Source organism: Novosphingobium subterraneum (assembly GCF_000807925.1).
Classification (GTDB): Bacteria; Pseudomonadota; Alphaproteobacteria; order Sphingomonadales; family Sphingomonadaceae; genus Novosphingobium; species Novosphingobium subterraneum.
This window is the reverse complement of record NZ_JRVC01000034.1, coordinates 45,229-66,489: the sequence shown is the minus strand read 5'-3', so window position 1 is coordinate 66,489 and position 21,261 is coordinate 45,229. Positions and strand designations below refer to the sequence as shown.

The following is a 21,261-nucleotide window of genomic DNA, read 5'->3' as shown; positions in this document are numbered from 1 at the left end:
ACCCCAAAGAACGCAAGCTTGGCCAAGGAGAAGTCGGCCGTCACGAGGCGTGCATCGAAGTCAAACGTTCGACCAAAACATCGCCCCATTTAGCCCAGTTCAGCCGTTTCACGAAAGCATCGCGTGCGGCGTACTGCATTTTGGCATAGGCAAGCTCATCTTCCCAAACATCAAGGATGGCAGCAGCATATTCCTCGGCAGTCGCTTCGAGCGGCAATAGCAGACCATTACTATGATCAGTGATAATTGTTCCTACTCCACCCGTTTGGGTGGCGACAGACGGCAAGCCGAATGCCGCGGCCTCGCAATAGACCAATCCGAAAGCTTCCTGCCGGCTAGGCATGAAGAAAAAGGATGCCCTACGATATAACTCCTCCAAGGCAGACTTGGCCAAACGACCGTAAACTGTGACGTTCCGCTCAGTTATTGCGGGATTACACCCAACAATATGCAGCTCAGCGTCGTCGTAGCGTTCGCGCAGCAGGCGGAACGTCTCGAGAACAAGCTGCCCACCCTTCCGGTTCCAGTCATATCCGGCAAACAGCAGCTTCAACGGTGCCGTGTTGGCCCTAAGGACCGGCGGAGCGGGAAAGCTGTCAAGGTTGGCGCCGATGGGCGTCACCATGACCCGCTCTGGGGCAACAGAATAGTCATTGATGGCACAGTTAGCGGCCCAGTCCGAAGTCGGCATAACCAAGGCGCATCGTTCAAACAGTGCGCGCTGTATACGGTCTCCCAACCTACGCGCGCGTTTCCCCAAAGGCTGATATTTAGGATAGAAATCGATAATCTGACGGTAAAAACCATCAGCGACATGCACTATCGGCCACGATCGGCGCAGATAGGCTAGCTTGTGCGCTGCACCAATTGAAATAACAAAGTCCGGCTTAGCGGCGTCGAGCTGCCGGGCAACGTAGAGTCCGAACAACTTGCTGACAAGTGGCTCCCGGCTGAGCAGAATGCCCAGCCTCGCTAGCCACGACAGCCTTCGGAGCCACTCGTCCACGATCGGAGTGTCGATGACGTGGACGTGTTCGAAGCGGCGCTCGACTTCCTTCAACGCAAAATAGGGTATCCCACTCCAACTTCTGCGAACGTAGGGGCTGCCGAGCGCGACGAGTGCAACACGCAAAGAGGATTTCACCATATACTGATCAAGCTTAGCGCTGTCGCTGTCCAAAACTTGGCTCCTTGCTGATCGCATCACTACTTTGGAAACGATTTGGCGCAATGGCGCCAAGGAGATGCAACGCCGTAGTCAATATCACGCCTATTTCACCTGACAGCTGCTTATCTATCAAGAAACACGGGAGCAGGAGCCAGCGGGACTGCTTCGCTGGTCCGCACGATATGTTTGAACCATTCGAGAGTTTCACGTACACCAGTTTCATACGGAATACTGGCAGACCACCCTGGAAGCACTTTGCGAGCGAGCGTCAAATCTGGGCACCGGTTGGTCGGATCCTGCGGGACAGGCGGGAGGTATTCGATCCGCGTGCCTGGCACCAGCTTTGTGATGTACTCGGCCACGTCAACAACGGCAATTTCTCGATCATTACCGATATTGAGCGGGCCAATGTAATCGATATGATCACGCCAGAAGAACCGTTCGAGGGCATCCGCAATATCATCGACGTAGCCCCAGCTGCGCGACTGCCGACCGTCGCCGTACACCGTAAGCACGCCCGAAGTGAGAGCTTGGCCGATGAAATTGCTGACGGCTCTTCCGTCATCGATCCTCGTGCGCGGACCGTAAACATTGAACAGACGCACGATACGAATATCCATGCCATAAACGCGGTTGCATTCGAAGAGCAGGGATTCCGTGCACCGCTTGCTTTCATCGTAAGACGATCTTGGCCCCGTACAATCGACCGAACCTCGATAGCTCTCGGGTTGCGGCGAGATGAGAGGATCGCCGTAGACCTCAGACGTCGACGTAAAGCAGAACCGACCACCTGGCTTGAGAAGGTTCCGCAAATTTAGAGCGCCATGCACATTGGCCTGAATGACCCGAATCGGATCACGCATGTACCAAGGCGGCGAGGCCGGCGACGCCAAATGGAGAATTTCATCAAACCGCTCGTCGGTTGCAAACGACTCTGCAGATCCTTCGACAAAAGCCGCCCTTTTGTCATCTATGTGAGCGAGGTTGCCTCTTGTCCCCGTCCAAAGGTTGTCCAGGATGACGATTTTTTCGACGTCATGCCGACGCAACAGGCGATCAACCAAATGGGAACCCAAAAATCCTGCACCACCAGCAATTAAAATGCGCCGCTGCATCTGAGTGCTTCCTGTTAGAGATTAAAAGTGAGCTTCTCACGACTGATTGTCAGATGGGCGACTGGTAGAGTAGAGCAACCCAATCCATTTGATTTACGACCATGACACTGATACCATTAAAAAAACGTTCAAAGCAAGCTTGACGCCCCTGTAGATCGCGTGACCTTGAAGGGAAATCCATCAGCGGTTGGCGGTGCCTGATGTCGGGAAGCGGTGCACGATCGAAAGTGCCCGCCGACGGGCCGTTCGAATACTTCCGCGGGATCTCGATCGATCTGATGACGCGGGGGGCTTTGGCAATACGCTTGCATCGATTGTCAACCAGCTCTTGGCGGGCCCGCTTCGAATGTTGCTCGGACGTGCTGCAAGTTTCCGCTCTGTCACCCGAAAATGCCGATCTGCCTCTGCATATGCCGGCCAACGATCAGGCCTACGCCGCGGCGTAATCCCGTAACAGCCGCCCTCTCCCTTTTTGGAAAGCCCCTCTATCCGGACCGCTACCATCTCGTGACGGCGAAAGGTTAACGGGGGGAACAATGGACATGAACGTATCAGTTCTAGCAATTGGTTGGCCGGCATGGAACCGGCAACACCGTTGTCCGCGGGCGAATGCGGCGCAAGACGGTCAATGGATGCGCAGGTGAGTATCGTGGCCAAGGAGGCTCGCTGCGCGGCCATCACTCGGGTCGCGCACTTGAGCAAAAACGGCATGTCTTATGCTTGGCATTGCCTGAGTATGGCCTCCCCTTGCGTTCTTCATGAGCGCCTCTGTTCGACGAGCGTTTGCCGCTCGCACAGGTGTGGTTACCGCCAGGGGATGACTCAGCATCATCACAAAGCTTCGTTAGGCATTCCAGCAAAGCGTCAATTGTGATCCGCTACACTGCTGCCTACCAGATCGTGATGATGCGTCGCAATCAGACAGTTTGCGTCTCGTGCAAATTCATTCGAATTGTCATACCCAAGCTGTGACCGTCCTGCTGGCCTCATTGCCTGCAGAGACGGTCCCGATCGTACTGACCATACGGCACCCACGGGTTTGTGCTCGACAAATCCTGTTGATATTGGTTTGTAGAGGCTGTGTCAGTTGCCAATGCAAAAGCGCCTACGCTTCGTACCGTGGAACTCGCCCGAGGCATCGCGGCAATGCTGGTGGTCGTTTTCCACGCTAATGCGTCGGCCGACGAATTTGGCGGCCCACATTGGGCCTGGCTTGCCATCGGCGAACATGGCGTGGATTTCTTCTTCGTCCTATCCGGCTTCATAATCGCTTTTGCCCATCGAAGTGATGCAGGCCAAAGCCAGATTGCGCGCAGGTATCTGCTCAAGCGTGCCATTCGCCTGCTCCCTACGCTCTGGATTATCGTTTTTGGTTGGGCTGTATTCCGAATTTCGATGGGCATCCGCGTCGAGCCGGAAATGATAGCTAGGTCAATGCTGCTGTGGCCATCGACAAAGCCCACGCTCCCCAGCGTTGTTTGGACGCTTCGGCATGAAGCGTTGTTTTACGCTGTGTTTGTGTTGATACTCATCAGCCGACGCGTCGGCACTTGGGCTTTTGCGCTATGGGCATTGGCTGCGGCATCGCAACTTGCTCTGGCCACTTTCGGTCGTGCGGTCGAAGGGCTCCCCGCATTTTTTCTGTCGACGTTTACTCTTGATTTCATGCTCGGAATGTTCGTCGCGAGGTTACATCGTGTAAATGCCTTCCCGCCGAGCATGATCCCCTTAATTGCCAGTTGCTGCCTGCTCGCGGGCCTGCTTTTTGTTTACAATCGGCTCGGATTCCATCGGGACGGCACGGCGGACTACGTTTCGCTGGCCGCGACTTGGGGCACGCTGCTGCTCGGCCTTGCATTTGCCGGTATTCTCCACGGGCTAATATGTATCGAGAAGCGTGTTCGCGTGCCGGAAGCAGGCGTCTTCCTGGGCGCGGCATCCTATGCATTATACCTTCTCCACACTATTGTTAACTCATTCAGCCAACGCGTTGCAGATCATCTTTCTCCAACCCTTAAAGCCTTCGGCCTGGGTCACTTGCTGCTTATTGTCGCCGGAACGATTTGCTCTCTGTTTTTTTACAGTTTGATTGAGCGGCCAATCACGAAAGCGCTGCGCCAACGCCTACTCCCTGCCCCTCCGTCATGATGGAGTTGCATTTTTCGTCCTCACGAATGCTGACGCGTCATAACGGCAGCTGACTTTCCCACATAACAGGGGCCATTCCGCGCAGGCACCCCAACGCATGGTGACCGGCCGGCAGCGACATAGATGTCTTTCAGAACGCGATGATCATGCGCTCGCTCACCCATAGCCCCATGGACGACAGCAGCCGCTCGATAATCGACCATTCCATCATCAATCATCAATGTCTGTCAGTTCGCATCGCCGCTGCGACATCCAGCCTCACCACGAGAAAGTGCCTCGCCGAGTTGGCTGCACGACACATCGCCAAGTGTGCGGCGGGCTTCCATGAGACAAGGTCGCCGCCGCTCCGCCGCCGCGGTCAGCGAGCGGCTCCCCGGATTATGCAAGCTGAAGATTCTCGATATCGGTCTGACCACGTACTTTCCGACGGGGTCTGAAGCCGGCGTCCCAATCATCCTAAACGACTGCGGCCAATGGCAGGAGGGGCAAGTCAATCAGCTCTGACAGTACTGCATGGCAAGGCGACGCTTCACACTCTCTGGACCAAGGCTGTACTGGGGGGCGGTCTTGGCCGGGTTGGCTCCACGTGAGGCTACTCAACAATTTCGTATGCCGTTCATGAAGGTCCGACCTCCAAGTTTGAAGCAAGGGTTCGAACGGCAATCGCTATTAGCTCCAACCATCTGTAGAACTATCACAGAGGGGGGACTTCCGCAGACAACGCTTGACAGCCCTTCACTACCGCTTTCAGGGATCACAACAGACTTAGCCACAGGTTAAGACTTCGGCGTTAGAGCCATGCCGTAAACTGCTAAGCTGACGCGGGTGGTGTGCGGGATCGGCGCGCGGGCACGGGTGGGCAGCGAGGAGGCGGCGATGAGAATTTTTGCTTTAATCGGGAACCTATTGCGGTTCGCGGGTTTTAGGGCCCTTGACTGGCCGATCTTGATGCTTCCCGCAGGAACCCCGTCCTGAAATTTTTCTGCGCGAAGGATGGATGAGAATGGAACATTCCAATTCGGCTCCAACAGGGCAGATCGCAGCACTTTCATGCGCGCAGAATAAGCAGCTACCTAGCCAACGAGCGCGGTTGAACCAGCGCTTGTTGGTTTACGCTGCCTTGGCCCTGTGCGACACTGCAGCGATCCGATGCGCCTTCGAGATTGCGGTCAATCTCAAGGGTCACCAATGGCTTAGCCCTAATGGGCTGGAGCTGGGATGGTTAATTCTGCCGCTTCACCTGCTAATCGGGCTGCGAAACGGGGCATATTCTAACGGCGCCCTAGTGTCGCGCCTTGATTCCATCCGCCTCGCCAGCAGATCCCTGCTGGTCGCCACAGCACTAGTCAGTCTACTCATATTCTTTCAGGCCGCCGGCCCGCTGGTGTCACGGTTGGGCTTCGGCACAGGTATTGCGCTATCCTTCGTTTTCATGTGGTTCTTGCGGGTAAGTTTCCTGACCCTCTTCATCGGGCAAGACGTCTCGCGGATGTTCAGCCGCCTTGTGATAGTAGACGGGCCACCCTCCGACCTGCCGATCTCAGGGCACGTCATCTATGCCAGTGATCATGGCCTCAAGCCGGACCTTGAGGACTTTTCACAACTTGCCCGCATTGCGGAATTGCTGGTTCCTCATGATCAACTTTTGATCATAAGTGCTGACAAGAAAAAACGCAGTGAATGGGCGATAATGGCGAAGTCATTCGGGATAACAGCAGAAGTTATGCTGGATGAAGGTAGTCCGCTCGGCGCGATCGCTCTTGGACGTTATTTGGGTAGAGATACCGTAGTTGTCTCTCGAGGCCCGCTATCTCTGCCAAACAGGATCAACAAACGTCTGATGGACTTGGCTTTGGCAAGCCTCGCATTGCTCCTGGTCGGCCCACTACTCTTGTTCGTGGCAATCGCGATTAAGATAGACAGTCCCGGTCCAGTGTTTTTCCGGCAACCTCGAGTAGGCCGCTCGAACCGGCTTTTCAACATCCTCAAGTTCCGATCCATGCGGGTGGAGAGCACCGATGTCGATGGCACGCAATCAACGAGGCCGGACGATGAGCGGGTCACCCGCGTCGGGCGCTTCATAAGGGCCACAAGCATTGATGAGCTTCCGCAGCTTATCAACGTTCTCAAAAGCGACATGAGCATGGTCGGACCCCGACCCCATGCGCTGGGATCTCTGGCGGGCGACGAGCTGTTTTGGAAGGTCGATAACGCATACTGGCGCCGCCATGCTCTCAAGCCTGGCATCACCGGCCTCGCTCAGGTCCGCGGCTTTCGCGGCGCCACTCACCGGCGCCAAGATCTGACAAACCGGCTGCAGGCAGATCTCGAGTATGTGAGCAACTGGAGCCTGTGGGGTGATTTCAAGATTCTTGTTGCTACCGCAAGGGTCCTGATTCACCCACAAGCCTATTGATGTGGTGCCCGTTCGCACGGAGGATTTTCACGATTTATTAACCAAGCTTCGCGATTTTGCCGCCGCCACGAGAGAGTCAGAGACGGCCTGGAGTCTGTGAAAAATGATGTTGCAACTTCAAGGTGAACTCGGACGTGCAATTGAGCGGTACAAGTCCGCATTTGTGGCTGTGGCTCTGCTCAGCGCATGCCTCAACATCCTGCTGCTCGGCGGCTCGATCTACATGATGATGGTCTACGACTCCGTCCTACCAAGCCATAGCCTGGCCACTTTGTTCGGCCTCTTTGCAATGTTGGTGACCGTCTATGGTTTCCAAGGCATGTTCGAGATCCAGCGCGGCCGCATTCTCTCGTCGGTGGCGACTGGCCTGGATCGCGCAGTGAGCATGCGGATCCAACGCGCCGTCAGTGAGATGCAGTTGATGCAGGGAAGATCTCCAGGAGATGGCTTGATGGCCATGCGCGACCTCGACAACGTCCGTACTTTCCTGTCCGGAAGCGGGCCCGCTGCCTTGATCGATCTGCCATGGATCCTGTTTTTCTTGGTCGTCCTGACGTTGCTGCATTATTGGCTTGGCCTGACCGCACTGATGGGCTCACTTGTTTTGGTCGTTCTCACGGTCCTTAATGACCGGAATACACGCAAATCCAGCAACAATCTCGCTGAGCTGACCTCACGACGCAACGGGCTGGCGGAAAGCAATTTGCGCAACGCCGAGGCGATCACGGGGCTGGGTATGCGCGAAACGATGATAGCCCGGTGGGACCTGCTCAATCGACATCTTCTGGGTCAGCAGGACATCGCGGTTCGTTCGGCAAATGTGTTTGGTGGCATCACCCGCGTCATGCGCCAGGGTCTCCAGTCACTGATCCTGACCGTTGGCGCCCTGCTGGTCATTGATGGAGACGCCAGCGGGGGCATCATTTTCGCCTCGTCCGTCCTGTTTGGCCGTGCTCTGGCCCCAGTCGATCAGGCAATTGCGAATTGGAAGGGGCTTTCGGCTGCCCGGGAAGGATGGAAGCGACTGAATACAATTTTGCAGCAATACGGCGATCAGCGCACGCCTTCGGTTCGGCTTCCTGTCCCCAATGCGATGCTGACGGTCAACCACCTCGTGCTCGGTCCTCCTGGCTCAGACAAACCCACGGTCCAAGGGGTAAACTTTTCGCTCTCGGCCGGCGATGCGCTGGCTGTGATTGGTCCGAGTGGATCCGGCAAGACCTCGCTAGCTCGTGCGCTTGTGGGAGCTTGGCTGCCCATGCGAGGCGATTTGAGATTGGATGGCTTTTGCTACGACCAGTGGCATGAAGAACGCTTTGGTCAGCTCTTCGGCTACCTTCCGCAGACGGTGGGCCTCCTTGACGGGACGATCGCCGAAAACATTGCCCGTTTCCAGGAACGCGCTCCTTCGGAAGCTATTCGGAAGGCCGCACGGTCAGCGGGCGTCGAAGATCTTATCTCTCGCCTTCCGAAAGGATTCGACACGCCCGTCGGTCCAGAAGGTCAGTTCCTGTCGGCCGGGCAACGCCAACGCATAGGTCTTGCTCGGGCGCTCTATGGAGACCCTTTCGTCGTTGTCATGGATGAACCGAACTCCAACCTTGATGAGGCCGGAGAAGCCAGTCTACTATCGGCGATGTCATCGGTCCGCGCTCGGGGCGGTATCGTAATTGCAATCACGCACAGACCTAGCTTGCTGGAAATGACTAATAAGGTCCTGTTCATTGCAGATGGGAAAATGGTCCGCTTCGGATCGCGAGAGGCTGTCTTAAACTCAGTCGTTCACAATGCCCCACGCTTTGCTGCAACTTCCACGTCGGCTTCGGTAACGGGATAAATGGCCAATGAGTTTTATGCCCCACAGTGCCGACTTCAACGATGCTCCTGACGAAACCATCTCTACGATAGACCCGGATACACGTCGTGACGTAGCCCGAGCAGCCAGGGCAATGGCGTTTCTTGTCTTTGGACTAGGCGCAGCCGCGGCATTCTTGCCGATCGGAGGCGCAGTAGTAGGGGCTGGCCAGCTTGTTGCCGAAACTCAAATCAAGCACATTGCCAATCCGCTCCCAAGCACTGCGATCGTTGCCAAGACATTCGTTCGCGACGGCGATCACGTAAATGCCGGGGACCCTCTTGTACAACTCGATGCGACCAACAGCAGCCTCGAGGAACGTTTCGCATCACGCACGGTACATCAACTTCTCGCTCAGCGCGCAAGGCTCGAAGCCGAACGTCTCGGCTCACCGCAGATCGCATTCCCCGATGAGCTCAAGCGCTCTCCTGATCAGGCCGCGGCTCAGGCGATGGCAGATGAGTCCCAGCTGTTTCGGTTGCGGCAGGCCGAAATGCGTGGAATGCGCGCTCAGCTGGCTGCACAAGTCGAACAAAATCTGAGGCAGGAGCAAGGCCTGCGGGCGCAGATATCCTCTCTGAAGAGCCAACGCGAACTGTTAGAACCAGAACGCGCCGGGATGGAGAATCTTTGGAAACGGGGTCTTGTCACGATAAGCCGAAAAAACCAGCTCGAAAGACAGATGCTCGAAACCCAGGGCTCAATTGGCTCACTGCAAGCTCAGATTGCACAAACGCGAGCCCGCAATCGGGAAGTCAGCGAGCAATTGCAACAGCTCGGGCGCGTAAAAATCGCTCAAGCGGCCGGTGATCTGGCTGCTGTGGATATGGCGTTGAACGAACAGAGGCTTCGGAGCTCCACCTCGGCCAAGCAAGTGGAGCGTAGCGTGGTGCGTGCTCCGAACTCAGGCGTAGTCGACAAGCTCGCTATCACAGCTGTGGGAGACGTGGTCTCTCCGGCACAGCCGATGCTTGAGATTGTGCCCGACAAGGACCGTCTCATGGTCGAAGTTGCCATTTCGCCGGCGGATATAGACCGCATCCGGCTCGGAATGACAGCACGCGTGCAAGTGGCGGCGGGATCCGGGAATGCCAAGCCAGAAATGAAAGGCAAGGTCGAATACGTTTCGGCTAGCCGCTCGACCGATGCTAGCAAGCAGACGAGCTTCTTTATTGTGCGTGTCTCGATAGATCCACAAACGGTGCCCTCATCTGCAAGGTCGGCCTTGAGACCAGGCTCCCCGGCAGATGTCTTCATAGAAACGGGTTCTCGCTCGATGCTGTCTTACCTTACGCGGCCATTGCGTGACCAGTTTGCCAGAGCGTTCGCGCGGGATTGACGATTTCTGTCGGGCGCTTCACAACCATGGCAGCAGGCTTGCCTTGCTCCACCGATCCATGTGGCTTACAGGCCCTCCACTGGATACTTGGAGACGGTTTCCGCCGACACGCCATTTCCCAATTCGGTAGGCAAGGGAACCTCGTGAATGACAATACCTGAGGATCGTGACGTTTGCATGCGTCCGTCGCCTAGCGCCCCGGAAATTACCGTCATCATTGTCAGCTACAATACGTGCAGCTTGACCATCAAGGCGGTTGAAACACTGCTGCAATCCTCACCTGACTTGCCGATGCGCATCGTCGTGTTTGACAATGCCTCTCAGGATGGAAGCGCCCAGGCCCTCTCGCAGTCATTCCCTTCTGTGGAAGTGATTGCAAATCAGGAAAACATCGGCTTTGCGGCTGCAAACAATCGCGTCGCGCAGACCGTCACGACACCTTTCATCTGCCTGCTCAATCCGGACACGGAAACACATCCCAACGCAATTGCAAACCTGTTGGCTTTCGCCAAGATGCACCCGAATGCGGGAATCGTAGGCGGCCGCACAGTATTTCCCGATGGAAGTCTCAATCCAGCATCCGCATGGCGAAAAATCACGCCTTGGAGCTTACTTTGCCAGATTCTGGGCTTGCATCGCATGTTTCCCCAGAGCAATTTGTTCAATTCCGAAGCTATTGGAGGCTGGAAGCGAGACAGCATTCGAGAAGTCGATATCGTAGTCGGCTGTTTCCTCCTGACTTCAACCGAGCTTTGGAAGCGTCTCGGAGGTTTCGATACCCGTTACTTCATGTACGGTGAAGATGCAGATCTATGCCTGCGCGCCCGGGCGCTAGGATTCCGCCCGATGATCACGCCCGATGCCCAGATCATGCATCTGGTCGGGGCTTCGACAAAAAAACGTGCGGACAAGGTATGCGCTGTGATGCGGGCCAAGGCGACGTTGATCAGGGATCATTGGCCTAGCTGGCTCGTCCCTTTGGGTATTGCTCAACTGTGGTTTTGGGGCTTGACGCGTCGATTGGGAGCCTTTGTCGCCAAGACAGAAGAGGATCGCCTGCGTCTGACGGATATATGGCGAGGCAGGCGTACCTGGCTCTCGGGATACTGAAATGGCGACCGCTGGCCAGCCGACCATCATCCACATCAGTGCTGATTTTCCTGATGCCGTATCGCAGTCGAAGACGCGGGCAATTTCGGCACTTCTCGATCGCACCGATGACGAATTTCTTCATCGGGTCTATTCGATCAATCGGGTTGGTCGCAGCGCAGATGCCTGGCTACGCCCTGGCAAGATATGGCGTGTGGCGGACGATGGCAGGCTCGCAACTTGGAAGTATGCCGCCCCACCCAACAGCGTATTTCTGGCAAGGAGTATGCGCGCACTCGCTCGAGAGATTTTGCATGATATCCAAGCCATGCAACTCAACCCCCAGCTCGTACACGCTCACAAGTTATCATTTGAGGGACTGGTGGCGCGTGATGTCGCAAGCACGCTTGGCATCCCATTCGCCCTGACGTTGCAAGGAAACACGGATCAGAAGCTAGTCCGGATCCGGAGAGATCTGCGGCAAAAGTACCGTACTGTCTGGCATGAAGCCAGCATGGCGATTGCGTTCAGCCCATGGATAAGAGATTGGCTTTCCGGACCATTGGGTCAGCGGGAAAAACCCGTCGAGCTTATTCCTTGCATTCCTGTCGCCGATCGGATCATCGAGCCGCGCGAAAATCCCGGCACGACCATTGCGACGGCTTTCAACCTGGATGACTGGCGCAACAAGAATATTGCCACCCTCATCTCGGCATGTGCTCGAGCAAGGGACTCGCAGCCAGAGTTGCGGCTCGAAATCGCTGGCGGCGGCAGCAAAGCTTCCCTGGAAGCGGTGGACCGGCTGATCGCTGAAAACAATGCAACCGGGTTCGTCCAGCGGATTGGACGGCTAAGCGCTGGAGAAATTCAAGCGTGGATGAACTCAGCGTGTCTTTTTGCCCTGCCATCCCGGAGAGAGAGTTTCGGAATGGTTTTTATCGAAGCCCTGCTTGCAGGTACGCCCGTGATCTACCCGCGGGGCGCTGCAATTGACGGATGGTTCCCAACGGCACCCTTTGCCCGCGGAGTTAGCGCCAAATCGGTCGACAGCGTTTCGCGCGCAATTGTCGAGATAGCCACCCATCAGGAAGCCGTGCGCGGCGCGCTCAGGGTCTGGCAAGCTGAGCAAGCGGAAAGATTCCGGGAGACCTCCATTATTACTCGCTATCGTAAAGCAACAAACCAGGCGCTTGCGCCATGTATCTAAAGCGTTTGTCGGCAGGCTTGTTGCGTCATTCAAAAGCCCTGACGGGATTGGCTGCCCGCGCCGGAGGTGTCGCCCTCGGTTTCATTGTGACGGTGATAATAGGCCGCTGGTACGGACCGGCGGCTAATGGCCAGTACGCGCTTGTCACCCAGACTGCCATGTTCCTATCCGTCATGGCCGTTGGTGGCCTTGATCTGGCTGTGACCCGCGAGTTTTCGCGCGGTGCGGCATCGGGTTTGCGCGTGCAGCGCCAGTCCTTGGCTCTGGTCTACCTTCAGGCATTCCTGATCGCTGCAGCAATTTCAGGTGCTCTGTTTCTGGCAGGCAACAGCTTACTGGATCAGCTGGGGCGCCAGGCTGTTCCACAGACCGCGCTTGCCACGCTCGTGGCAATTCTTATGGCCCGTACCTTCACGCGAATTGCGGCAGCTGTGCTCAGGTCACAGCGTCGTTACATATTCGCCCAGGTGGTTGAGGTCATACTCATTCCCGCATTCACCCTTCTGGTCCTGGCAGCCGGAATTGTGCGGACACTTCCTGAGATTCTTTGGATGACCGCAGCTGCCGGCCTTGTGGCAGCGCTGACTGGTGCCGCCACGTCATTCGGAAATACAAGCTCAGACCAAAGCGCAGTCCGTATCCCCATGAAAACCTTGTGGGCTACCGCACTTCCCTTATGGGGAGTCGCAATCGCCCAGAACTTTGCGGAATGGTTTGGTCTAGCAACGGCAGGTGCTGCGACCGGCCTCTATGGCGCGGGCCTGTACCGTGTCGCCAGCCAAGTCTCTAGCGTGCTTGGTATAGTGACCTTAGGCTTGTTCGGCACATTTGTCGCGCAAATGAGCGAGGCGCATCATAATCATGACCGACAGCGTATCGCACAGCTTGCCGGCGCAGCTACACGTCTGTCAGTCGTGATCATAATTCCATTCGCCGCGGCTCTCGCTGCTGCCGCCGGCCCCTTGCTGAGTTTAGTGGGGGCAGAGTTTGTCGCTGCACGTCCATTGTTGCTGGTGTTGATCATCGGGCAAGTTGTCTATGCGGCCACAGGTCCTTCAGGGCTAGTGCTCGCCATCACCGGCCATGCCCGCATCAATCTTGCGATCACCATATCGACCACCATGGCAATGCTTGGCCTGGCACCACTGGCAGCAAGAGAGTTTGGCGTGATTGGCGTTGCAACCACACTTTCGGCACTTCTGGTCGTTCGAAACATTGCCTCGCTCTACGCCGTGCGTCACCTCGAAGGCATTATGGTCTTGACCGGCCGCTACGCTGCGCTGCAGTGAAAGCCTCATGACGCTGCTCATACACCCCGGATTTCACAAGACAGGCACAACGTGGCTGCAAGAGCAGCTGTTCAGCGACAAAGCGCTGTTCAATATGATGATGTCGCACGTCGAGATCGATTCATTGATCGTCAGGCCGCACGATTTCGATTTCGATGCAGGGCCTGCCCGTTTTCAGGTGGCAGAGAAGCTGAGCTCATCTCAGGCTGTCAACGTCCTCAGTTCCGAGATTCTGGTTGGCAACCCTTTTTATGGATCGCGCGATGCTGTGGGATTGGCGCATCGCCTCCACGCCATTGCCCCCGACGCCCGCATACTGCTGACGATCCGTGAGCAAGGTGCGATGCTGCGTTCGCTTTATCAGCAGTACGTCAAGCGGGGCGGAAGCTTGCCGATACGCAAATTCCTGAACCAGCAATGCGAACCGGGGTATTTTGGGTTCGCGCCCGACATATTCCGGTATGAGCGCCACGCTGCGCTTTACGCCAAATTGTTTGGTGCCAAGAGCGTGCTGGTGCTACCGCAGGAACTGCTCGCGAGGAACCCAAGGCGTTTTGTTGATCTCCTTCTGAGATTTTCCGGCCATCCCGGCCTGCCGGATGATCACAAGCTATCTGCAGACCGGCCCGGCAAGAGTTTCCCGCCCGGGGGCACGCCGCTAATTCGCCTTGCCAACCACCTCCGTCCGTCAGTCCTGCATCCTGGCGGGCCGCGGGCATCGCGCTGGATTGGCGAGTCCCTGCTCCGGCTTGGGTATTTCTGTAACATCGGCAATAACAGGCAGCGTCGCCAGTGGTCTGCGGTCGTCAATCCCTTGCGCGATGGATACGCCGCTTCTAATCGGGCGCTGCAGCCTTATTGCCCTGTTTCGCTCGAGGAATTCGGCTATGTCATGGAGGACAACACAGAAGGGTAGAGCCATGATCCAACGCGCCGCGCTACCAGCAATTTTTGCTGCATGTACGATCGCGTCTTGCAGCCCCGCTGTCGGTACCGTATGCCCTTTACAGGTCTCTTCCGCATCCGAGTTGTCTCGGGCATGGACATGCGCCCCCCCAGGCGCCGTGATTCAACTGGCAGCCGGAGACTACGGAGAACTCCGTATCGCAAACCGCACCCGCGGAGAAATCACCATTCGAAGCGCTGAAGCGGAAGATCCGGCAGAGTTCACATCTCTGACCATAGCGTCCAGTTCGGGGGTCACGATTGAAAATCTGCGATTTACGCGGCGCCCCCTGAAGCAAGCTTACGGGCTTCTGGTTGTTGGCTCCCAAGGCGTGCATGTTCAGAATTCCGAATTCGCTGGTCCGGGTACGGAAGGCGAAACCCGACCCTTGGCGGCCGTCATGCTAAGAGATTCTACAGGCTTAGCCATTCGGCGCAGTCACTTTTCTCGCTACAGGCACGGTATTGCTCTTCTTAACGTCGGCGAGGTCATAATCGCAGACAACCGGTTCGCGGACTTGCAGACAGACGGCATCCGCGGGGGCGGCGCGTCAAACATTGTCATCGAACGTAACAAATTCACAAACTTCCATCCCGCGCCGAAGGATCACCCCGACGGTATTCAGCTCTGGTCCACCCAGCAAACTAAATCGGCCCATAATATCGCGATACGCGACAACCTAATCTACAGAGGAACAGGCGCTCCTACACAAGGAATTTTCGTCCGGGACACCTTCGGACAAGCACCTTTTGAGAATGTTTCTATCACAAATAATATAGTTTTGGGAGGCCTCTTTAACGGTATAACTGTCGCGGGGGTCAGACAAGGAAAGATTTTTGGCAATACTGTAATCCCTTTCCCGGATCAGGACAGTCGTATCAGGCTTGAAGCGGCAAACGATACGGAGTTAGCCGGAAATGTCGCAGGTCGCTTCGTTCTGCGCGGAGACATTCGCAATATCGACAACAAGACCGTCCTGCCCAGGATTGCCGTTGAGGACATTGTACGGCGATGGCAGGCTGAACGAGATACCAACCAATAGGGTGCTCCAAACGGCACCAATGGACCCAGGCCGACCGCAGCGGAGCCGGTGATCTTACCTGTCGGCAACAGTACGCAGTACAACGCCGACCTTAACGGTGGTTTGGCGGGCTCACCCCCCTGTCGGACCGGTTGCGGCTACACTGGGTTCGGGATCGGCTTAGAGTTAAGCGCCTGTGAGCCCCACGCCCACAAACACGAGCACCCAAGCGGACGGCTCCGGGGCGCCGAAGAAACTGAGGCCGGAACTGTAGCTCAAGAGTAAGTTTAAGGACACGCCCAATGTCAGCGGCCCGTCGGGAAATTGACACCTGATAATCGTGGGGCAATATCTGCGATTGTAATCATCGAACTTGTAGAAGATGAGCTTGGCGTGAGCGAAGCGTCTAGACCGCCGGCCTCGGCATGTTTCATGATAGTTTCGCAATAGCCCGTGGCTTTGACGCGATCGACCCGATTGTATAATGCTCCACAATCCAGAATACTGATGACAAGACGTTTAACGCAACTCGCGTCAGGACGGTCTGATGCCGAGCGGTGTCACTAAGAACGATCGGGTTGGGGGGCTCCAAGGTGCGGATTCCGAGGTCATCGCGCGCACTGTTCCGATTTGATCGCGCGCGGCATTCCGAGGTGATCGCGCGCAGCGTTCCGAGAATTGTCCGCGCAGGATTCCGAGATGATCGCGCGCAGTTTGAGGTGTGGGCAGCCTGATCGTTGGGCCATTTCTCCGGTCGTCAGTCGACTGGAGGAAATGGATGCCGACGAGGAGGTTAGCGATGCGCCATGTGCGCGAGATTTTGCAGCTGAGCCTGGATGCCGGGTTGTCGACGCGGGTAGTTGGCGAACGGGTCGGGATCGGGCCGACGACGGTGCGCGACACGCTGCGGCGTTTCGGGTGGTCCGGGCTGACGTGGCCGGTGCCGGCCGAGATGACCGACGCGGAACTGGAAGCGCGCCTTTACGGCATATCCGGGGTGAGGCCCGGCCGTCGTAAGCAGCCAGAGCCAGATTGGTCGGTGGTGGCGCGCGAACTCAAGCGCAAGCACGTGACACTCCAGGTTCTGTGGGAGGAGTATTACGCCGCAAACCCGGATGGGTATCGTTACAGTCGCTGGTGTGACCTGTTCCGGGGTTGGCAGGGGCGGTTGCCGCTTGTGATGCGGCAAAGCCATGCAGGCGGCGAGAAATTGTTCGTCGACTATGCCGGAGACAAGGTCCCCGTCGTTGTCGACCGGCGTACAGGCGAAGTTCGTGACGCCCATCTGTTCGTGGCGGTGATGGGCGGATCGAGCCTGTCGTTCGCGTGTGCCACCTGGACCGAGCAGTTCGCTGACTGGATCGAGGCGCACAATGCGGCCTTCGCCTTCTTCGGCGGGGTGCCGCAGTTGCTGGTTCCCGACAATGCCAAGGTCGCGGTGATCAAGGCTTGTCACTTCGATCCAATGCTTAACCGTAGCTACAACGACATGGCTCGTCATTACGGGACCGCAGTGCTTCCGGCGCGCCCAAGGCGGCCGCGGGACAAGGCGAAGGTCGAGGCTTGCGTTGGCATTGTCGAGCGCTGGGTGCTGGGCAAATTGCGCAACCGGATTTTCTACAGCCTTGCCGAATTGAATACGGCGATCGCCGGCTGCTTGGCTGACCTCAACGATACGCGAGTGATGCGTCAGTTCGGAAAGACGCGGCGCCAATTGTTCGAGGAAGTAGACGCGCCGAACCTGAAGCCGCTGCCGGCCGAGCCTTGGGTCCATGCAGAATGGAAGCGGTGCCGGGTCGGGCTCGATTACCACATTGCCGTCGACCGCCATCATTACTCGGTGCCCTACCGCTTCGCCCGCCGTGAAGTCGAGGTCCGCTGCACGGCCCGTACTGTCGAGATATTCCTCGGCGGTGAGCGTATTGCCGTTCACATGCGTGGGTCTGGCAATGGCCGACACACAACCATCCCTGAGCACATGCCGTCCAGCCATCGGCGCTACCTCGAATGGACGCCGGCCAAGATCCGCGAAGAAGCAGCGCGTGTGGGTCCTATGCTGTCCTTGCTGGTCGAGAAAATCATCGAGGACCGGCCACATCCCGAGCAAGGATATCGGTCCTGCCTCGGAATAATCGGCTTGGCCAAGCGCTTTGGCGCTGTCCGCCTGGAGGCAGCGGCACTGCGTGCACTGGAAATCCAGGCTCGCAATTATCCCAGCGTCAAATCGATCCTTGAGAAAGGGCTCGACCAGGTTCCCGTGCGCGAAACCCCGGAGCGCACGCCGATCCTTCACACCAACATCCGGGGCTCCGGATACTATCACTGACAGGACCCATGAATGCTGAAACATCCGACACTGGACCAGCTGAACCAGCTGGGCCTCACTGGCATGGCCCATGCCTTCTCAGAAATGGAGAGCAACGGCGATGCCGCCGGCCTCAGTCATGCCGAATGGCTGGCAATGCTACTCGACCACGAAGCCACTTGGCGAAACGACCGCCGCCTTGCCCTGCGCCTGCGGCACGCGAAATTGCGACACCACGCGGTGCCCGAGGACGTTGATTATCGCAGTCCACGTGGATTGGACCGCCGTATGTTCGAAATGCTGCTCAAGGGCGACTGGATCGGCAACCATGAGAACCTGGCCATCATTGGCCCGACGGGCGTCGGAAAGAGTTGGCTCGCCTGTGCAGTCGGCCACAAGGCCTGCCGGGATAATCGCTCCGTCCTCTACACCCGACTGCCGCGGCTGATCGACGAACTGTCCCTCGCCAAGGGCGATGGCCGGATCGCTGCACGCATGAAAAGCCTCGCCCGGGTTGACCTCTTGATCCTCGACGATTGGGGTCTCGAGCCACTCGATGGCAATGCAAGGCACCACCTCCTCGAGATTCTTGAAGACCGCTACGGTTGCCGCTCGACCATGGTGACCAGTCAGCTTCCAGTGGCGCGTTGGCACGAGCTGATCAATGACCCCACTTACGCCGACGCCATTCTGGACCGCCTCGTTCACAACGCCCATCGTCTCGAAATGAGTGGCGAATCCATGCGCCGCCTGTCCGCCACAACTCCGGCTTGACCAAGCCGAGAACACAGTGACATCATTACCCAACGATCAGGTGGTCACCTGCGCGCGATCAAATCGGAACGCTGCGCGGCATCAGATCGGAATACATGCGCGCCATCGTCGGAATCCGCACTCCAAGGTTGATAGATAAAGTCACCGCCGACGCCGGTACACCTGCGAAGCACAGCCCAGCACGGCAGAAAAGCCCCGGCCAGAAGTAGCCGGACTGGCCGGGGAGTTTCCACTTTGGCGTCGATCTGCGAAAGGCGCCCCGGCAAGTATACACCTGTAAAATATTCCGACAAGGTATTCGGTCTCGCAGGTTTCTGGATCCTAGCAGGCGTGGACAAATTCAGCGAAGCGTTTCTAAGCTCACCAGTTTGAGGTCGCGTCGAAGGGCTCGACGTATGCGCAAATGCTGTCCGAGAACTCGTCCATTAGGTTAGGCCCTTCGGGGTCATGGTCATTCTCGGCGACCAGTCTCAGCTTGCCGTCCACAAAGGTGCAGATGACGTTGTGTTCGTGCGGATTATGAAGGCGAAACGCTTCGGTGATGTCACGCGCCGCTTCGTCTCCCGCTGCGGCGGGAACATCATGACATGCTAAAGTGATGCGATACATGTGTCGATGCTCCGGGTTTTGCGAACCTATCGCGAAACAGGACTGACGGAAGCCGAAATGATTGACGAGGCGTGCGGGGATTGATCCAAGGCTGCTTTTTGGAGGCAGGCCGCCCGAGCAGAACCGCTCAATCGTCAACGGTGTCCGGTGGCGGCTCCGCTGCGGCGCTCCGTGGCGCGAGGTGCCACCCAAACATGGTAGCTGGAACACCTATGCCGGTTCCGGCGATAAGTGAAGCCGGGGTCTGGGAGACCGTTGCCGTGACGCTGGCCGAGACCATGGCGGAGAGTGGCCATTACAGCATCGACAGCACCACCGTTCGCGCCCACGTCTCGGCAGCGGGCGGAAAAGGGGGACTCATCGACGCGCTCTTGGCCGCTCGCGGGGCGGGTTCACCAGTAAGCTTCACTGAGGATCGGATTTGCGTCGCTTCGTCGTGATCTCACTCCAGATAAATAAGCAGAAGGGCACAATGGACTGAGCTACGCTCGTTGTTGAACTCCGGTGGGTCGTCGAGCGGACGCTGGCACGGCTGAACCGAAACCGGCGCCTCGCCAAGGATTTCGAGCAAACCATCGCATCAGAAACACATAGATCTTCATCGCCTCGATCCAGCTCTTGCGCGCCGCATCGCAGGGCTATGAATTTGCGAGGGATAGCTTTGAGTCAAGTTCTCACCAGATAAGTAATACTATTTCCGAATTTACTGTAAAAAAACATTTCCCGACCGGAACCGCCTTCTTGAAACAACATTTAGGGCAGTGCGGCTCGCGTTAACCATAATCATCAGTCGGGCGAACGTTCTGGCTTTTGTGAACGTTCGAGACTCTCACGATTGAATGGTGGGCTATGGGATCAAGTTTGGCGGAGCGTGCAGCGCTCTATCGGCGGTTAGCAGAGACGCTGTCCAACGCAGACGATGTCGAAATGGTACTGGAACTAGCCGAACAGATGGACGATCTTGCGCGTCTCGAATTTCCGATGCACGTCGAAAGCAGTGAATTACGCTATGAACATCAGTGGCTTAAACACGCTCTTAATAACGCCTATAAGCTTCGTCGCTTCGCCCCACCGCTAATCGAAGTCTTATTTCATGAAGTCCTCTTTGGCGCGCCGAGCTCCACTGAGAAAGGCACAGACAGCGCAAAAGGCTAGTAATTTATCTTGTTCCGAAAATGGACCCAGGAGACCACTTCCTGGACCCGCCCGGCCGCGTCGAGCTTCCCGTAACCGGCACCACCATCGGCCTGGAGGAGGTCGGCAAATGCCGCTGCTGCAAGTTGTGAACCTGTACCAGACCAGCGCCGGAGCCGCTGGCACGATCATCAACGACACATGTTCAAAGCCGACCGCGTGTCGCCTTCCGTTGCCAACCCCCGCACCGGCCTGCTGGATACAGTGGCGAACTGGTGATGATCGATTCCACCTGCATGCGCGTCCGCCAGCATGGTGCGACGGGCCAAAAGGGGGAAAACTGCGATCGTGGCATGGGACATTCCCGGGGCGGCCTCACAGCTGAGTACACGCTCTTGCCGATGCTGACGGAAGTCCTGTCAGCCTGAGGCTGACAGGCGGGCAGGTTCACGATGCCTGTGAGGCGGAAGCGCTAATCGTGGCCATTCCCGAGGGCGTGATCCCGCTCTGCGACAAAGGATATGATAGCAACGCAGTCCGTAAGGCCCGCTGAAGCCAGGATCGTCTGGGCCCACACTCCCAATCGATCCAACCGCAACCAGCGCTATGCCTTCTCGCCATGGCTCTACAAACAGCGCAACCTCGTCGAGCGCTTCTTCAACCGCATCAGGCAGTTCCGTGGCATTGCAACGCGCTACGACAAGGATCCCGCGAACTTCCTTGCCGCCATCAGGCTCGTCTGCGCTCGCCTCTAGTGCTCCGCATAATGAGTCTACGCGCTAGGGGTTACTCATATGAAATGAACATGTACCGGCTCACCAACCAAGCCTGAAGAATATCGGGCTG

Annotated in this window: 17 protein-coding genes and 2 pseudogenes; 16 read left to right on the top strand and 3 right to left on the bottom strand. The window is 57.1% G+C overall.

Going from position 1 to position 21,261, the window contains the following annotated elements; translation table 11 throughout:
* Positions 1-40: 40 nt before the first annotated feature.
* Positions 41-1,180, bottom strand: a complete 1,140-nt coding sequence (locus NJ75_RS22200) for a glycosyltransferase family 4 protein (protein WP_169745765.1) — start codon at positions 1,178-1,180, stop codon at positions 41-43.
* A 110-nt stretch (positions 1,181-1,290) separates the two neighbouring features.
* On the bottom strand, positions 1,291-2,283 hold the full coding sequence (locus NJ75_RS22195; protein WP_039338394.1) for an NAD-dependent epimerase/dehydratase family protein: 993 nt from the start codon (positions 2,281-2,283) through the stop codon (positions 1,291-1,293).
* Positions 2,284-3,402: 1,119 nt separating this feature from the next.
* Here NJ75_RS22195 and NJ75_RS22185 point away from each other — a divergent pair.
* The 11 genes from NJ75_RS22185 to istB all read left to right on the top strand — a co-directional run bounded on the left by NJ75_RS22185 (position 3,403) and on the right by istB (position 18,672).
* On the top strand, positions 3,403-4,431 hold the full coding sequence (locus NJ75_RS22185) for an acyltransferase family protein (protein WP_156135941.1): 1,029 nt from the start codon (positions 3,403-3,405) through the stop codon (positions 4,429-4,431).
* A gap of 1,003 nt (positions 4,432-5,434) precedes the next feature.
* A complete protein-coding gene (locus NJ75_RS25260; protein ID WP_236727229.1) occupies positions 5,435-6,847 on the top strand; it encodes a sugar transferase in 1,413 nt (470 codons plus the stop codon).
* Between the two features lie 103 nt (positions 6,848-6,950).
* Positions 6,951-8,684 carry a type I secretion system permease/ATPase gene (locus tag NJ75_RS22170; protein ID WP_082013539.1) on the top strand — a complete coding sequence of 578 codons (1,734 nt, stop codon included), beginning with the start codon at positions 6,951-6,953 and terminating at the stop codon, positions 8,682-8,684.
* A gap of 7 nt (positions 8,685-8,691) precedes the next feature.
* Positions 8,692-10,041 carry an HlyD family type I secretion periplasmic adaptor subunit gene (locus NJ75_RS22165; protein WP_052242766.1) on the top strand — a complete coding sequence of 450 codons (1,350 nt, stop codon included), beginning with the start codon at positions 8,692-8,694 and terminating at the stop codon, positions 10,039-10,041.
* Between the two features lie 147 nt (positions 10,042-10,188).
* Positions 10,189-11,151 carry a glycosyltransferase family 2 protein gene (locus NJ75_RS22160; RefSeq protein ID WP_082013538.1) on the top strand — a complete coding sequence of 321 codons (963 nt, stop codon included), beginning with the start codon at positions 10,189-10,191 and terminating at the stop codon, positions 11,149-11,151.
* A gap of 1 nt (position 11,152) precedes the next feature.
* Positions 11,153-12,337 carry a glycosyltransferase gene (locus NJ75_RS22155; protein WP_039338384.1) on the top strand — a complete coding sequence of 395 codons (1,185 nt, stop codon included), beginning with the start codon at positions 11,153-11,155 and terminating at the stop codon, positions 12,335-12,337.
* Positions 12,328-13,626, top strand: a complete 1,299-nt coding sequence (locus tag NJ75_RS22150) for a lipopolysaccharide biosynthesis protein (protein WP_039338382.1) — start codon at positions 12,328-12,330, stop codon at positions 13,624-13,626. The genes NJ75_RS22155 and NJ75_RS22150 overlap by 10 nt, the downstream gene beginning before the upstream one ends.
* Before the next feature lie 7 nt (positions 13,627-13,633).
* Positions 13,634-14,542 (top strand): hypothetical protein, encoded by a 909-nt coding sequence (locus NJ75_RS22145; RefSeq protein WP_039338381.1) that lies wholly within the window; start codon positions 13,634-13,636, stop codon positions 14,540-14,542.
* A 148-nt stretch (positions 14,543-14,690) separates the two neighbouring features.
* Positions 14,691-15,614, top strand: a complete 924-nt coding sequence (locus NJ75_RS24055; protein WP_169745764.1) for a right-handed parallel beta-helix repeat-containing protein — start codon at positions 14,691-14,693, stop codon at positions 15,612-15,614.
* 778 nt (positions 15,615-16,392) lie between these two features.
* Positions 16,393-17,919, top strand: coding sequence for an IS21 family transposase (gene istA, locus NJ75_RS22135; protein ID WP_082013536.1), 1,527 nt, complete (start codon positions 16,393-16,395; stop codon positions 17,917-17,919).
* A 12-nt stretch (positions 17,920-17,931) separates the two neighbouring features.
* A complete protein-coding gene (gene istB, locus NJ75_RS22130) occupies positions 17,932-18,672 on the top strand; it encodes an IS21-like element helper ATPase IstB (protein WP_039338375.1) in 741 nt (246 codons plus the stop codon).
* A gap of 360 nt (positions 18,673-19,032) precedes the next feature.
* On the opposite strand, the gene NJ75_RS22125 is transcribed toward istB, so the two are convergent.
* Positions 19,033-19,281 carry a hypothetical protein gene (locus NJ75_RS22125; RefSeq protein ID WP_039338373.1) on the bottom strand — a complete coding sequence of 83 codons (249 nt, stop codon included), beginning with the start codon at positions 19,279-19,281 and terminating at the stop codon, positions 19,033-19,035.
* 61 nt (positions 19,282-19,342) lie between these two features.
* Between NJ75_RS22125 and NJ75_RS25480 the strand changes: the two genes are divergently transcribed.
* From NJ75_RS25480 to NJ75_RS25250, 5 genes and pseudogenes are all read left to right on the top strand, one after another.
* Entirely contained in the window at positions 19,343-19,516 is a 174-nt protein-coding gene (locus tag NJ75_RS25480) for a transposase (protein WP_156135940.1), read from the top strand.
* Positions 19,476-19,721 carry a hypothetical protein gene (locus NJ75_RS25475; protein WP_211257971.1) on the top strand — a complete coding sequence of 82 codons (246 nt, stop codon included), beginning with the start codon at positions 19,476-19,478 and terminating at the stop codon, positions 19,719-19,721. Before NJ75_RS25480 ends, NJ75_RS25475 begins: the two co-directional genes overlap by 41 nt.
* A gap of 50 nt (positions 19,722-19,771) precedes the next feature.
* Positions 19,772-19,925, top strand: a pseudogene (locus NJ75_RS25470) (IS5/IS1182 family transposase); the annotation flags it as partial.
* A gap of 217 nt (positions 19,926-20,142) precedes the next feature.
* A complete protein-coding gene (locus NJ75_RS22110) occupies positions 20,143-20,436 on the top strand; it encodes a hypothetical protein (RefSeq protein ID WP_156135938.1) in 294 nt (97 codons plus the stop codon).
* A gap of 239 nt (positions 20,437-20,675) precedes the next feature.
* Positions 20,676-21,170: pseudogene (locus tag NJ75_RS25250) on the top strand (IS5 family transposase); the annotation flags it as partial.
* Positions 21,171-21,261: the final 91 nt, after the last annotated feature.

Bases quoted from the DNA above. Each gene is read 5' to 3' on its own strand.
- NJ75_RS22155 (WP_039338384.1), top strand. From the start codon at position 11,153: ATGGCGACCGCTGGCCAGCCGACCATCATCCACATCAGTGCTGATTTT.
- NJ75_RS22125 (WP_039338373.1), bottom strand. From the start codon at position 19,281: ATGTATCGCATCACTTTAGCATGTCATGATGTTCCCGCCGCAGCGGGA.
- NJ75_RS25260 (WP_236727229.1), top strand. From the start codon at position 5,435: ATGGAACATTCCAATTCGGCTCCAACAGGGCAGATCGCAGCACTTTCA.
- NJ75_RS22160 (WP_082013538.1), top strand. From the start codon at position 10,189: ATGACAATACCTGAGGATCGTGACGTTTGCATGCGTCCGTCGCCTAGC.
- NJ75_RS22170 (WP_082013539.1), top strand. From the start codon at position 6,951: ATGATGTTGCAACTTCAAGGTGAACTCGGACGTGCAATTGAGCGGTAC.
- NJ75_RS25475 (WP_211257971.1), top strand. From the start codon at position 19,476: ATGGTAGCTGGAACACCTATGCCGGTTCCGGCGATAAGTGAAGCCGGG.
- NJ75_RS22145 (WP_039338381.1), top strand. From the start codon at position 13,634: ATGACGCTGCTCATACACCCCGGATTTCACAAGACAGGCACAACGTGG.
- istB (WP_039338375.1), top strand. From the start codon at position 17,932: ATGCTGAAACATCCGACACTGGACCAGCTGAACCAGCTGGGCCTCACT.
- NJ75_RS22165 (WP_052242766.1), top strand. From the start codon at position 8,692: ATGAGTTTTATGCCCCACAGTGCCGACTTCAACGATGCTCCTGACGAA.
- istA (WP_082013536.1), top strand. From the start codon at position 16,393: ATGCGCCATGTGCGCGAGATTTTGCAGCTGAGCCTGGATGCCGGGTTG.
- NJ75_RS22195 (WP_039338394.1), bottom strand. From the start codon at position 2,283: ATGCAGCGGCGCATTTTAATTGCTGGTGGTGCAGGATTTTTGGGTTCC.
- NJ75_RS22150 (WP_039338382.1), top strand. From the start codon at position 12,328: ATGTATCTAAAGCGTTTGTCGGCAGGCTTGTTGCGTCATTCAAAAGCC.